Source organism: Acinetobacter portensis (assembly GCF_009372215.1).
Taxonomy (GTDB): domain Bacteria; phylum Pseudomonadota; class Gammaproteobacteria; order Pseudomonadales; family Moraxellaceae; genus Acinetobacter; species Acinetobacter portensis.
Window position 1 is genome coordinate 15,815 of record NZ_LWRV01000035.1, and the last position, 14,249, is coordinate 30,063.

The window sequence follows — 14,249 nt, forward strand, 5'->3', positions numbered from 1 at the left end:
TGCATAGTCATTGAGTTGTTTTTTTTTGGAGATTTACATGGAAAGTATGAACTACAGCAATGCTCGAGCTGTGCTTTCACAAATTTTAGACAAAGTGAGTGCGGGTCAAGCGATAGAAATCACTAAAAAAGGTGAGGCTAAAGCAGTTATTATTAGTAAACTTGCTTATGAAAAATATAAGAAAATGGAATTTGCTTATGCAAAGCAAATACATGATGAATCAATAAAGTAAAACAATGTATTAATTGATGATTTTGGTTCGCCTTTTGCACCAAAAGTTATTTCATATATTTATTTCTGTTATAATTGCTGTTAAATTTTAGATTGTTTATTGAGCACTTTTATATATGTCTAGTCCGATTAGACCTAGATCTACAAAAAAATTAAGTCAGATTATTGTTGAAAATTTGATTGAAAAAATTCAATCGAATGAATACAAGGTAGATGAAAAAATTCCAACTGAATTGGAATTGATTGACCAATATAATGTAAGTCGCTCTGTTATTCGTGAAGCCATTACAGAATTAAGATCTTTGGGTTATGTTGAAACTCGACATGGTATTGGCACATTTGTAAAAGAGCAAAAAGAAGAACAAAGTTTTTTACTTTCAAATGCGAGTTTAGAAACGATTAATGACATTGTTTCACTTTTAGAATTACGAATTAGTTTGGAGTCGGAAGCCGTATTTTTGGCTTCAGAAAGACGTAAAGATACGCACATTCAAAAAATGAAAGTGGCATTAGATGACTTTGAATCTCATATTGGGCCAAGTGCCAATGATGGAACAGTAAAAGCAGATTATGACTTTCATATCGCAATTGCAGAAGCATCTGAAAATCAATATTTTGTCGATTTCTTAAAATATTTAGGTGAGAAAATTATTCCACGTGCACGTGTGAATGCTGCTGAAAAAAGTACGCTCGATTTAGAAGATTATCTAAAAGCTGTACATCATGATCATATGAATATTTATCAGGCAATTATCGATCAAGATGGCTTGTTAGCACGTCAAATGATGCGTGCACATCTATCAAAAAGTATTAAAAAGTTTAGACAATAAAAGAAGTTTTGGAATAAAAAACCAGCGATGGCTCATATCGCTGGTTTTTTTGTTTAAACTAAATTCGCTTCAATACCTTGCATATTTTTGTTCACATTACTTTCTAAAATATCAAATAAGCGAACCTGAGCTTCATCCGTTGCCCAAGCAATATGACCTGTAATAATCACATTTGACATTTTACGTTGTAATTCAATCAATGGATGATCATTTGCAGGTGGCTCAACACTTAAAACATCTGCACCATAAGCAGAGATCGTTTTATTTCCTAAAGCCTGTACCAAGTCTGCTTCATGAACTAAACCACCACGTCCAACATTAATTAAAATACTGTTAGATTTCATTTGTGACAATACATCAGCATCAATCATATTTTGAGTAGATGCATTCAGTTCACAATGTAGCGATACAACATCTGCTTGTTGAATTGCAGATGTGAATGAAACATAGCCATCACGGCATTCAGTGGCATTTTTACGTTCACTGAAAATCACATTCATACCAAAAGCTTGTGCTTTTTCAGCAAGTGATAAACCAATTTCACCTTTGCCAATAATGGCTAAAGTTTTATTTTTTAGCTCGCGAATAGGGGCTGCCAAATAAAAGGAACTATTACCTGTTGACCATAATCCTTCTTTAATACCTTCAGCTTGTAGGCTAAAGTTTTTAATTAAGTTGATCATTAAAATAAAAGCATGTTCAGATACCGCATCACCTGCATAACCACGGATGTTGCACACTTTTACATTGTGTTTACGCAACAGCTCCATATTTACATGGTTGTAACCTGTCGAACAGAGAGCAACTAACTTTAAGTTAGGGTTGTTGTTTACAACTTTTTCATTGATGATTAAATCACTCAAAATAATGACATCTTGGTTTTTAACATCGTTTTCAAATTGTTCTTGAGAAAGCTTGTCAAATTCTTGAAAGTCACATGGAAATTGAAAGTTAAAAGTGCGATCAATCAAAACATATTTTTCGACACAAGTAATTTTAAGAGTAGACATGAATACTTCCTATGAATTTGTTGTCGGATATCATACCTAAGGGACGTATAGCTTACATAGCAAAATTGATGAATTAAAAGAATCAAACAATAACAAAAAAGTTTTAGATCAAAAGAGTTTTTTATTATATGAAAATACATAAGTTAAAATGTGATAAGATGAATTTTATTCACTTTTAATTTCATTTATCTAAGCGATAAATTGGATCATTTAATGTTAGAAATTCGTCATTTAAAGACACTTATTGCTTTACGCGAGCATGGATCATTGGTTGCGGCAGCAAGTGACTTATGTTTAACACCATCTGCCATTTCACATCAATTAAAAGAGCTAGATCATTGGTATGGGGTAGAAGTGGTCAATCGACGTAGTCGTCCTGTCACTTTTTCAAATGTTGGACAAAGATTATTAAAATTAGCCGATGATATTTTACCGCAAATACAATTAACCCAATCTGATATTACGCGCATTGTGCATGGGCAAACGGGACGAATTATATTTTCCTCAGAATGTCATAGCTGCTTTGATTGGTTAATGCCGTTGTTGAATCAATATCGTCATCAATATCCAGATGTAGATCTAGATTTTGCATCAGGATTTGAAGCAAATCCGCATGAATTATTGCAAAATTCAGAATTTGATTTGTTGATTACAGCAGATCCAATTGCATTAACGGGCATTGAATATTTTCCAATTTTTGAATATGAATCACGTTTGGTGCTTTCAAATACGCATCCATTGGTTCGTGCAGAAAATATTACAGTTGAAGAGTTGGCTGAAGAAACGTTAATTACGTATCCTGTCGATAAGCATCGTTTAGATATTATGTCGAAACTCTTTATTCCTGCGAATATTCAGCCGAAATCTATTCGTACAACAGACTTAACGCAAATGTTGATTCAGCTTGTGGCAAGTGGTAGAGGTATTGCGGCTTTACCCGATTGGGTGGTGAATGAGTATGAGCAAAAGGGATGGGTAACATCGAAGCGTTTAAGCTGTGTTTCACCTATAGGTTTGCGTCGTACTTTATATGCAGGTTACCGCACAGATGAAAAAGATAAGAGTTATTTTGAAGGCTTCTTAAAACATTTGGAAAAATTTTCACAAAAACGAAATCACTATTATTCATCTTAAATTTGGTTTTAAGATGAAAGAATAGATCTGGTAAATCATAAAATATGACGGAGTTTTTATGATTTACCAATAAGTAGTGAAAGTATACCAGCTGCAATTAAAGGGCCAACGGGAACGCCACGTAAAAGGGCTACGCCTGCAATTGTCCCAATCAATAAGCCTGCAACCACATTTGGTTGGTGTGACATGAGCGTTACGCCACGGCCACCTAACCAAGCCACAAAAAGACCAATTGCGACAGCAACTAAAGATTTCCAGCTCATGAAAGAACTTAAAATGGCTTCGCCTGAAATTTTCCCACTTGCGATAGGCGTTAAAACACCAATGGTTAAAATAATAATGCCAATATTTAAGCCATGTGCTTGTAAATAAGGAAAAAACTCACTTAAAGGTGTAATTCTAAATACAATTAAAACGCCTGCGGCAATAGTGACAGCTGTGTTATGACTAAAAATCCCACATGCTAATAAAATGAGTAGAACAATTAAATTTAAATCTAAATTAGACATCATTAGGTGTATTTAGGCGTAGAAATTAAGCTAAATTGTAGCTGTTTTTGAGCGATAAGTAGTGTGATGAATGAAAGATAAGAATAAAAAAATATTTCGGTATAGAATGCTCAACGTTTTATGTTGTTTTAAATTTTAGGTGTTGATTATGTTTTTAGAAAAGATGTTGCAGTCACAAGGCTTTGGTGCACGAAAACATTGTCAGCAACTGATTAAAAATGGCGCTGTCGAAATTGATGGTGTGGTTGTTTTAAATCCTAAAGAAAAATTAAAAATAGAAGGATTAGAGTTTCAGGTTTATGGTGAGAAATATACTTACCGAGAGAAAGTGTATATCGCGCTGAATAAACCGAAAGGCTATGAATGCTCACATCAGGCGACACATCATTTTAGCGTGTTCGATTTATTTGACGATATTTTGCTTAATCGTGGGATTCAATGCGTTGGACGTTTAGATCAAGATACGACAGGTTTACTGTTGTTAACGGATGATGGGCAATTTCTACAAGCTTTAACACATCCGAAAAAGCATGTGCCTAAAGTGTATAAAATGATGACTGTAGATGAAATTACAGATGAGCAAGTTCAGCAATTAGAAGCGGGCGTAGAATTGCGTAATGAAACAGGCATTTTTGCTGCGACAAATGTAACGCGTTTAAGTGCAAATGAATTACAAATGACGGTTCATCAAGGTGTGTATCATCAAGTGAAACGCATGCTTGCTGCTGTGGGGAATAAGGTTGAGAGTTTGCATCGCCAACAAATTGGAAAATTCGACTTAGAAAATCTTGCTGAAGGTGAATGGATTTTTCTAACTGAAGAGCAAATTCAACGTGCAAAGCAACGAGATGAAATCTAACTATAGAAATACTTATAGAAAACAGTAGTCGCTTTTAAATTCTGTATCTTCAACAAAACTCATTTGTTCATATAGTTGATGAGATTCCATATTATTTTTTGAGTTTCTAAGCGAATTCGCAAAGCCTTTTCATCATGTGGAAAATGAATTGCAGTATCAATAAGTTGCTTTGCGATCGATACATCATATGCTTCATGTATAAAAACCATTACATGAAGCATAGTGAATATTTAAAAAATTAAATGAGAAAAATATTTATAAATATGACAATGTTAATTTTTGTCAGAATCGCCTAATAAGGCATTCAGTTCTTCAAATAAATCGCTGTCATCATCGTCTAACATCAGTTCATGATTACTCACTACTGTTTCTGTAGATTCACCATTAGAATGTTTTTGCTCTTGTTTTAGCTTTCTTAACTTAATGAGCTGTTCAAGATTAATATTCTGATTTTCAATAGAAAAGGGGATCGATTTTGTTAGAACGACCTGTTTGAAAAATAAACGAACTGCTTGAGCAGGCGTAATACTAAGCTGTTTAAACACGGCAAATGCTTGTTTCTTTTCTTGGGAATCTAAGCGGATTTGATAAACTTCAGTTTTTCTCATGATTTTTTATAACGGCAAATTACTTAAATTTTAAGCGTTTATTGTAAAGGAACTAAACGTAATTTCAATAAATATACAGTATTTATTTTCACTCATTGTAATGACAAATGAATTACAGTGTCAATTCAAATGAGGATTTAAAGCACAATTGCGTGAATAATATAGGATCTGTAAAAGAAATTTCTTTGGCTAGAAGCTTTAATGGTTGAGAAAAGTCAGTGTCTTTTTTGTGTTGTAGTTGGGGGTAAAATGGATCATTTTTAATGGCAATATCAAGTGAATTTAAGTGAATACGAAGCTGATGTTGCTTTCCTGTTTTAGGTTTTAATTCGTATTTTGCCCATTCACTATTGTGTTCTAGCAAATAAATATTAGTTTCGCTATTTGCTACACCATCAACTACTTTCATCGTATAGAACGGTTCACCTTTTTCCATGCGAAGTTGAATATTTAAAGGGAAATTAAGTTCTTTCTTATATGGTGCGATGGCATGATAAATTTTTTCAACATTTCGTTCTGCAAACATTTGCTGATATGCACCACGACTTTCCACTTTCTTTGAAAATAGAACCACACCTGCCGTTTCTCTATCTAGTCGATGAATAGGGGTTAAAAATTCATTATTGGTTTGTTTTTTTAATCGAACTAACAGAGTTTCTTGTACATATTGTCCTGTTGGACTCATGGTCAGAAAGTGAGGTTTATCGACTACAAGTAAATGTTCATTTTCATATAAAATTTGATGTTCGAATGGCACATGAATTTCATGTGCTAAAAATCGATAATAAAACACATGGGTATCTTCTAAATATGCAGAAGATTGAGTCAGCTTATTGCCAATCGCATCGTAAATTAAGCCATCGTCAAAACGCTGTTGCCATTCAATAGATGAAATATGTTGGAATTCTTGACACAAATATTCGAATACACTGATCGGTGTTGGTTTAATTTTAGGTAAAAAAACCTTACTTGCACTGACACCATTAATCATTGGTGGTGAAAATTCGAGAGCATTCATCATTTAGGCATCAAACTATTTTGTTTCAGTCAAAAATATGGCGTATTAAAATTAGACATTTCGCTACGTTTACATAGGCTTTAAAGCGGTGCGATGCTATCATATTTGTTCTTTTGTTTCATATCGTGAGTATTATGCAGTATTCATTTAATTTACAGTTGAATAGTGAAAATGATACCCAAAATTTAGCGAAAATTTTGGCGTCACATTTTAACAAAGGTGTGGTTTATTTGATTGGTGATTTAGGTGCAGGTAAAACCACGCTCACGAGATACTTATTGCAAAGTATGGGACATCAAGGTTCTGTGAAAAGTCCAACATATACATTGGTTGAACCTTATAATATTTCAGGAAAAGATGTTTTTCATTTCGACTTATATCGTTTGAACGATCCATACGAGTTAGAACTCATGGGGATTCGTGATTATTTAGAAACTGAAAATGCTTTATTTTTATTTGAATGGCCATCGAAAGGTGGTGAAGAAATTCCTGAAGCGGAACTAATTATTAATATTGAAAAATCTGAAGATGAATTGACACGTTCTGTGACATTAACATCGTCATCTTCTGAATTACAACAAGCCTTGGAGAGCGCTTTTAAGCATGCGTGATGAATTAAGCGTACGTCGTATTCGAACCCTCAATCCTGCATTAGCCAACCAAATTGCAGCAGGTGAAGTGATTGAACGTCCTGCATCGGTAGTTAAAGAATTACTAGAAAATTCCATAGATGCTGGTGCTACTGAGCTCATCATTCGTATTGAGCAAGGCGGAAGTACGCTTATAGAAATTATGGATAACGGCAAAGGCATTCATCCCGATGATTTGTCCTTAGCTGTTATGCGTCATGCAACAAGTAAAATCCAGACTTCGGACGATTTACACGCGATTGTCAGCTTAGGTTTCCGTGGTGAGGCTTTGGCTTCAATTGCTGCTGTATCGCGCTTAACCTTAACCAGTAGCCAAAATGATGATGGTATCGGTTATCAGGTTGAAGTCAACGGAACAGCTTTTGATCATCAAGAAATTCAGGCTGTTGCAACACAAAAAGGCACACATATTCGTGTGCAAGATTTATTCTTTAATGTACCTGCACGTCGAAAATTTTTAAAAAAGCCGGGTACTGAATTTAGTCATATTGAAGAAATTGTTCGTCGTTTAGCGCTTACGCATTTCGATATTCGTTTTGTGCTTGAACACAATAACGCGGTGAAACTGAACTTACCTATCGCAGATAGTGGCGAACTTCGTTATCAGCGTGTGCAACAATTATTGGGTCGTGCATTTACAGAAAATGCCTATTGGATAGATTCCGACAGTATTTCAATGCGTTTAACAGGGTGGTTGGGGCATCCATCCGATGCACGTTCGCAAGCAGATTTGCAATATCTATATGTGAATGGTCGTATTGTAAAAGACAAAACTATCTCTCATGCGTTGCGTATGGCTTATGATGGAATTTTGCATGGACATCAACATGCAGCTTATTTGCTGTTTTTGGAAGTTGAACCTGAAAATATTGATGTAAACGTACATCCAACTAAACATGAAATTCGTTTTTTAAATCAGCGTGAAGTACATGAATTTGTGCGTCATTATGCAAAAACAACTTTAGCTCAATTTCAAACAGCTACAGCAGATTTGTCTTCTGCAATGAAATTAGATGCTGCTGAACAGGCACAACCTTATCAAGCGCAGCCACGTTATCAAGAGCAGTTTCAGCTTCATAAAGACCAAACATCAGAAGCGACACAGCCTCAAGTTTCTACAGAATTATTAACTGAATTTAATGCAAGTCAGCCTACAGTTCATTATGCACAGCAAAATAATCACTCTTATGCAGGCTCGCAACAACTCAATAACGTACTTAAAACCTATTTAGCACCGTTACGTGAAAATATAGATTCGTCATCTTCAGATCATGAATTAAGTAGTTTTGATACATCGCCAAAAGTAGATGAGCATCCATTGGGTATCGCGATTGCACAACTTCATGGTATTTACGTACTTGCGCAAAATACTGAAGGTTTAATTATTGTTGATATGCATGCGGCACATGAACGCATTGTTCTGCAACAAATGAAATCTGCTTGGGATAAGCCTGAGTTTTGGACATCACAACAATTACTTATTCCTAAAGTCATTCATATTAGTCGTATGCAAGCGATGCGTATTGATGATCTTAAAGATCAGTTGTCACGTTTAGGGCTTGATATCGATCAATATGGTGATGAAAAAGTGATTGTGCGAGGTGTGCCTGCAATTTTGCATAAAGCAGATTTTGATGCGCTTATTCCTGAATTATTAAATGATTTAGATCCAAATGATGAAGCACAAGCTTTACTGCAAAAACGAGATCAAATTTTGGCAGGTATGGCCTGTCATAGTGCTGTTCGTGCGCATAGATTATTAAGTTTGTCTGAAATGAATGCATTGCTTCGTCAAATGGAACAAACCGAATTTGCAAGTCAATGTAATCATGGTCGTCCAACTTGGCGTGCATTCCCATTGGCTCAATTAGATAAACTTTTTGCTCGAGGAGAGTAGTTGTACATGTCAAATCAATTGCCGGTCATCAATTTAATGGGACCTACTGCAAGTGGTAAAACCGCTTTGGCATGTGAACTATATGAAAGAGGTGGTTTCGAGCTTATCTCCGTCGATTCTGCGCTTGTTTATCAAGATATGGATATTGGTACTGCAAAACCCACAAAAGCCGAACAAGAGCAGTATCCTCATCATCTGATTGATATTATTTCACCATTGGAAGTGTATTCGGCTGCACAATTTGTAGATGATGCCTCTTTATTGATTGATCAAATACATGCAAAGGGTAAAACGCCTATTTTGGTGGGTGGGACAATGCTGTATTTCAAAGCTTTACTTGAGGGGCTTTCAAGCAATTTGCCGAATGCAGATCAAGCAATTCGAGATGAGATTGAGGCGAAAGCAGAAAGCGAAGGTTGGGATACTGTTTATGCGGAATTATGTGCTGTAGATGCATTGGCAGGGCAAAAATTTAACGTGAGTGACAAGCAACGAATTATTCGTGCATTGGAAGTTTATAAGCTTACAGGGCAGCCAATTACACAATTGCAAGCAGAACAACCTAAAAATTTACCATATCGTTACAATTTTCATAACTACGCATTGATGCCTGATCGTGTAGAATTGCATAAGCGAATAGAGCAACGTTTAAAAATAATGTGGGATATCGGTTTTTTGAGTGAGGTTAACTTCTTAATTGAAAAATACGATTTAAATGAAAATTTACCTTCAATGCGTTCTGTTGGTTATCGCCAAGTATTAGAATTTCTTAAAAATTGTGACCAATCTCACACTAAGATCGTGGAGATGGAAGATAAAGCTTTATTCGCGACACGACAACTTGCAAAACGTCAATATACTTGGTTGCGTTCTTTGCAAAAAACGCATGAAATTCAAACATTCTGTACAGTAAAGCAAGCACAAGAAGACTTGCGAAACTGCTACGATTAAAGCAGAATTTACACGCTATCTTTTTTATAATTTTTAATTGAAAAATAAAGATAGCTTTTGCGCTGATATTTTTAAAATTTTTTGGAGTTATAACATGTCTAAAGGTCAAACGTTACAAGATCCGTTCTTAAATTCTCTCCGTAAAGAACGCATTCCAGTTTCTATTTTTCTTGTAAATGGTATTAAATTACAAGGTCATATCGAGTCTTTTGACCAATATGTTGTTTTATTAAAAAATACAGTAAGCCAAATGGTTTACAAACACGCTATTTCAACAGTTGTTCCTGCACGTAATCCACGTCCTGCTGGTGCTCCTGCTGGTGCTCAAGGCGCTGCTGGTTTTGGTGGTGGTCAAGGCGCTGGCTTTGGTGGTCAAGGCGCTGGCTTTGGTGGTCAAGGTGCTGGCTTCGGTGGTCAAGGTGGCTTTGGTGGTCAAGGTGGTTTCGGTGGTCAAGGTGGCTTCGGTGGTCAAGGTGGCTTCGGTGGTCAACAAGGCGGCTTTGGCGGTCAACAAGGTGGCTTCGGTGGTCAAGGTGGCTTCGGTGGTCAAGGTGGCTTTGAAGCTGGCGAAACTAAATTTGATGATGCTCAAGAAGACGAAAACAATCGTTAATCTTTGAGTTATAAAAAAGCCTCTCAATTGAGAGGCTTTTTTTTGATTTTAAAATCTTAAAAGAACGATGAAAAAGAGCGCCAAATATTTAGCGCTCTTTTTATATTATTTACCGTTATTTTTGCGGTCTAATTTCGGATCTTTGATATCAACGAAAGCATTGTTACGAGTTTCTCTTAACCAGCTATCTAATTCGGTATCAAATTGGCGTTCACCTAATATTTGACGAGCCATGCGTTCTTGATATTGGTTTGTCATATCTTGTTGGCGTGTATTAGTGACTTCTAAAATGTGCCAACCAAATTGTGTTTGGAATGGCTCACTGATTTGTCCTTTTGGTGTGCTTTTCATCTTCGCTTCAAATTCAGGAACCATTACACCTGGCGTTACCCAACCAAGACTTCCGCCATCACGTGCAGAGCCTGTGTCATTAGAAAATGTTGATGCAAGTACAGCAAAGTCTTCGCCTGCTTTTAAGCGCTTGTAAAGGCTATCAATGGTTTGTTTTGCATTTTCAGGGCTAACCACTTCAGATGGCTGAATTAAGATGTGACGCGTTTGGTATTGCGGAATAATGGCTTTTTGTTCACTTGATTTACGATCAATTAATTTCAAAATGTGAATGCCATCTTGAACGCTAATTAAATCTGTCGTTTGACCAACTTCAAGTGGACTTACACGAGCAGCTAATTCAGCAGGAATAGCAGACAGGCTTCTGAAGCCCATATCTGCACCTTCAACCTTAACGCCATTAGTTGAGAACTGTTTTGCAATCGCATTGACATCATTATTGTTGCTGAATTCTTTGCGTATTTGCTGTGCTACATTTTGTGTGTCGCCAGTACCTGATACACGTAAATGAAGTACATGTACTTGGTTGCCAAGTGCTGCTTGACCTTGTGATGTTTTTAAGAAGTTTTCTACATCTTTGTCACTGATTTTAATACGTGACATTACCACTTGTTGGCGTAAGCGGTTAATTGCTAAATCTTCTGCAACACGATTACGAACTGCTGCGTACATACCTGCTTGTTGAGCATCTAACTTTTGTTGGAATGCTGCTAAAGTTTTAATGCCAGATTGACTTGCAATGCTAAGTACAGCGTCGTTTAATGCTTTTTCATCTGGCTTGATGTTGAAACGGGCAACTTGTTCAAGTTGCGCCTGACGTATAATAAGTTGCTCTAATGCTTGTTGTTCTAACACATTTTGCGGAGGTAACTCTTGTTTTTGTGCTTGGAAGCGTCGTTGAATTTCAGCAACGCTTTGAGCTAAATCACTTTTTAAAATAACACCGTTATCGACAACAGCTACAACTTCATCTGAATTTTGTGCAAATGTTGGTGCTGCAAATGAAATACTTAATGCTAAAGCGCTGGCTTTAAATAATAATTTTATCTGTGTCGTCTTCATTAACGTTGTGTCCAAGATTGATTTACTTTATTAAATCCTAAAATACGGTTTTCTAGTAAAGATGCAAGTTTATTATTGAAACCACCAAGTCCTTTAAATGTGACCTCAGCCATTACAGCGCGGTTCGCTTTAACATCTGGTGAATTTACATTATCTAAATCGTTATAGTATGAGCGGCCATATACTGAAATGCCCCAACAACAAGACTCATAGTTGATACCTAATAAGAGATCTCTCGTTACACGGTTATCAATATCGTATTGTGCATGACCTAAAATACGCCAATTATTGTGTATTGGTTGAACAAAAGAGGCAACGACTTGGTCGTAGGCATCTTGTCGATCACCAAGATCTTTGCGGTAAATGTAGCCTAAACTGTAGAGTTGACCTTGTTCCGTACCATAGAATGCATTCACGTTATATTGTGAATTGTCACCATTTGATAGCCATGAACTATTCGCGCTTACACTAAAGTTTTGGGTTAGTTGGCTAGAAAGACTAACCACTGGGCCTGTTCGTTTTTGACTGTCAAATTGATCGTAAGTGCCATCTAAGCTCACTCGACGATCTTCAAAGAAAAAGCTTTGACCAACACTTGCGCGTAAGCGTTCTAATCCAACTTGGTCAAATAAGCTGTAGCTAAGACCAAGAGATGCAAAGTTATTGTCTTCTAAGCGGTCATGACCATAGAAGCGGTTAGGGCTAAATAATTGATCGTAACCAATAGATGCAGATACAGAATCGAAATTAGGGTTTCCTAATTGATTCTTGTATGGTGCATATGCATAAAATGCACGAGGTGAAAGCGTTTGTAGATATTTGCCTTCTTTTTCGAAAAGTAAGCCAGCATCTAAAGTAAATTGTGGCACTGTTACAGAAATGTTTTGATTGTCACTGGTTGAGTTTTCAGCGTTAAACCTATCTTTTGTATCTTTATCGAAGAAAGTATTAATGTTTCGAATAGATGCAGCAGGGCGAATATACGACCATTGATTACTGTAGTTGTAACGTACGGTGAAGTCGTTATAAATTCGAGTACCACTTGGTTCTGCTGTGTCTGCAAAGTCCGAAATATCTTTTTGGAAATATGCGGTATCGTTATTAAACTCAACTTGGAAACCTTGTGGATTGCCTGTTTTGTAGTTTAATAAAAATTGCGGTAAGCGCGCATAAGGACGGTCTTTATCTTTAACAGTAGGATCGAGTGTTTGGAAGTCTTCTACTTTTAACTTTGCTTTAAGCCCAGGAATACCATTGCTGTAATTTAATTCCCACGCACGACGCAAGTTAAGATCTGTACGAGAATCGGGATTATTGTTTAAGTCAGCAAAATAGTCTTTATCAGAAGCATAGTTGTATTCTGCTTTTGTAGAGAACTGTTTGTTAATTTGCCAAAAGTGTTCAAAGTGAAATTCTTTACGATCTTCATCATTATACTTTTTGTCAGATCCAAGGAAGCCACCACTCAATAAACCTGAACCAAAACCTTCTGTTAAATAACGGAATTGGCCTTGGAACATTGCACCACGGTCACTAATGTAGCGAGGCGTAATGGTTGCATCATAATTAGGCGCAAGGTTTAAATAAACAGGAACACCAAGTTCCAAACCACCATTATTGGTAAAGCCAAATGTTGGCGTTAAAATACCTGTAGTACGACGGTCATCAATTGGGAAGTTGAAATAAGGAACGGCTAAAACGGGCACATTTTTCACGTAAAGCTTTGTACCTTTGGTTTCACCGCGTCCAGTTTCTTGGTTAATTTTAATTTCTTTGGCTTTAATATTCCAAGTTGGTGCTTCATTTGGTGGGCAAGTGGTGTAGCTTGCATTATTCAGCACAGTAATATTATTGGACGTTCTAGAAATTTTTTCAGCACTACCATGTGCGTGCTGTGTTTCTGAAATATATAAGCTATTGCTTAAATCACCTTGTTGGGTCTTTAAGTTGTAATTGATTTCATCACTTTGAGAAAGTAGACCACCTTGAGCCATTTGCACATTGCCTTTTGCATGTGCAAAAGTTTGTGTCTTATCAATGGTTACTTCATTGGCATTAATTAAACGACCTTGTTGTTCTATTACAACATTGCCTTCTAAAATTGAATCGCCATTTGGGTTGTAATGACCGTAGTCGGCAGTAACTGTTGAACTATCTGTGCTTGTATCTCTAGACTTTGTTCCTGGCGTAATAGGTGTAACCCACGTACCTTGGCAAAATCCAGAGCTTAGCTTGCCATTTTGGCGTTGCTGCGCTTCAGGTGAAGATTTATCTACATAATACTGTTCGAAAAATTGTTGACCTGAATAAACGTCTTTTATTGCAGTTTTTAATTGTTCATTTGTAGAAGATGATGTGCTATCTGCTGATGAAGCATAACTCGTGACAGTGCTGCCACATAAAAGGGTTAAGATCGCAGTCGCTAAAGGATTAAATTTAAACTGATGCTTCATTTGTCTCATTAACCAAGAATGCTTAATCGCAATTAATTATTGTCGCATCATAGAGAAAAAGTTTATAAGTGGC

Annotated in this window: 14 protein-coding genes and 1 pseudogene; 8 read left to right on the top strand and 7 right to left on the bottom strand. The window is 36.4% G+C overall.

Annotation, left to right across the window (positions count from 1 at the left end; all coding sequences use genetic code 11):
- The first annotated feature begins 37 nt into the window (after positions 1-37).
- Positions 38-232, top strand: a complete 195-nt coding sequence (locus A6M14_RS02500) for a type II toxin-antitoxin system prevent-host-death family antitoxin (RefSeq protein WP_152873426.1) — start codon at positions 38-40, stop codon at positions 230-232.
- A gap of 115 nt (positions 233-347) precedes the next feature.
- Positions 348-1,061: a FadR/GntR family transcriptional regulator gene (locus A6M14_RS02505; protein WP_152873428.1), complete on the top strand. Its 714-nt coding sequence runs from the start codon at positions 348-350 to the stop codon at positions 1,059-1,061.
- A 53-nt stretch (positions 1,062-1,114) separates the two neighbouring features.
- On the opposite strand, the gene A6M14_RS02510 is transcribed toward A6M14_RS02505, so the two are convergent.
- Positions 1,115-2,071, bottom strand: a complete 957-nt coding sequence (locus A6M14_RS02510; protein WP_152873429.1) for an NAD(P)-dependent oxidoreductase — start codon at positions 2,069-2,071, stop codon at positions 1,115-1,117.
- A 213-nt stretch (positions 2,072-2,284) separates the two neighbouring features.
- Between A6M14_RS02510 and A6M14_RS02515 the strand changes: the two genes are divergently transcribed.
- Positions 2,285-3,205: a LysR family transcriptional regulator gene (locus A6M14_RS02515; protein ID WP_152873431.1), complete on the top strand. Its 921-nt coding sequence runs from the start codon at positions 2,285-2,287 to the stop codon at positions 3,203-3,205.
- Positions 3,206-3,261: 56 nt separating this feature from the next.
- Here A6M14_RS02515 and A6M14_RS02520 read toward each other — a convergent pair whose 3' ends face one another.
- On the bottom strand, positions 3,262-3,714 hold the full coding sequence (locus A6M14_RS02520) for a DUF441 domain-containing protein (protein WP_152873433.1): 453 nt from the start codon (positions 3,712-3,714) through the stop codon (positions 3,262-3,264).
- A 148-nt stretch (positions 3,715-3,862) separates the two neighbouring features.
- On the opposite strand from A6M14_RS02520, the gene A6M14_RS02525 reads away from it, so the two are divergent.
- A complete protein-coding gene (locus A6M14_RS02525; protein WP_152873435.1) occupies positions 3,863-4,573 on the top strand; it encodes a pseudouridine synthase in 711 nt (236 codons plus the stop codon).
- A gap of 12 nt (positions 4,574-4,585) precedes the next feature.
- On the opposite strand, the pseudogene A6M14_RS14235 reads toward A6M14_RS02525, so the two are convergent.
- The 3 genes and pseudogenes from A6M14_RS14235 to A6M14_RS02535 all read right to left on the bottom strand — a co-directional run.
- Positions 4,586-4,746, bottom strand: a pseudogene (locus A6M14_RS14235) (N-acetyltransferase); the annotation flags it as partial.
- A 99-nt stretch (positions 4,747-4,845) separates the two neighbouring features.
- The gene (locus A6M14_RS02530) at positions 4,846-5,181 is read right to left on the bottom strand and encodes a type II toxin-antitoxin system RelB/DinJ family antitoxin (RefSeq protein ID WP_152873437.1); all 336 of its coding nucleotides are present in this window, start codon (positions 5,179-5,181) and stop codon (positions 4,846-4,848) included.
- A gap of 112 nt (positions 5,182-5,293) precedes the next feature.
- Complete coding sequence (locus A6M14_RS02535) at positions 5,294-6,202, bottom strand: pseudouridine synthase (protein WP_152873439.1); 909 nt, start codon at positions 6,200-6,202, stop codon at positions 5,294-5,296.
- A 131-nt stretch (positions 6,203-6,333) separates the two neighbouring features.
- On the opposite strand from A6M14_RS02535, the gene tsaE reads away from it, so the two are divergent.
- The 4 genes from tsaE to hfq all read left to right on the top strand — a co-directional run bounded on the left by tsaE (position 6,334) and on the right by hfq (position 10,310).
- Positions 6,334-6,810 (top strand): tRNA (adenosine(37)-N6)-threonylcarbamoyltransferase complex ATPase subunit type 1 TsaE, encoded by a 477-nt coding sequence (gene tsaE / locus A6M14_RS02540; RefSeq protein ID WP_152873441.1) that lies wholly within the window; start codon positions 6,334-6,336, stop codon positions 6,808-6,810.
- Positions 6,803-8,746: a DNA mismatch repair endonuclease MutL gene (mutL, locus tag A6M14_RS02545; protein ID WP_152873443.1), complete on the top strand. Its 1,944-nt coding sequence runs from the start codon at positions 6,803-6,805 to the stop codon at positions 8,744-8,746. The genes tsaE and mutL overlap by 8 nt, the downstream gene beginning before the upstream one ends.
- 6 nt (positions 8,747-8,752) lie before the next feature.
- On the top strand, positions 8,753-9,697 hold the full coding sequence (miaA, locus tag A6M14_RS02550) for a tRNA (adenosine(37)-N6)-dimethylallyltransferase MiaA (protein WP_152873445.1): 945 nt from the start codon (positions 8,753-8,755) through the stop codon (positions 9,695-9,697).
- Positions 9,698-9,791: 94 nt separating this feature from the next.
- The gene (gene hfq / locus A6M14_RS02555) at positions 9,792-10,310 is read left to right on the top strand and encodes an RNA chaperone Hfq (RefSeq protein ID WP_152873447.1); all 519 of its coding nucleotides are present in this window, start codon (positions 9,792-9,794) and stop codon (positions 10,308-10,310) included.
- 105 nt (positions 10,311-10,415) lie between these two features.
- Here hfq and A6M14_RS02560 read toward each other — a convergent pair whose 3' ends face one another.
- Positions 10,416-11,723, bottom strand: coding sequence for a peptidylprolyl isomerase (locus A6M14_RS02560; protein ID WP_152873449.1), 1,308 nt, complete (start codon positions 11,721-11,723; stop codon positions 10,416-10,418).
- Positions 11,723-14,176 carry an LPS-assembly protein LptD gene (locus A6M14_RS02565; RefSeq protein WP_152873451.1) on the bottom strand — a complete coding sequence of 818 codons (2,454 nt, stop codon included), beginning with the start codon at positions 14,174-14,176 and terminating at the stop codon, positions 11,723-11,725. The genes A6M14_RS02560 and A6M14_RS02565 overlap by 1 nt, the downstream gene beginning before the upstream one ends.
- Positions 14,177-14,249 lie beyond the last annotated feature (73 nt).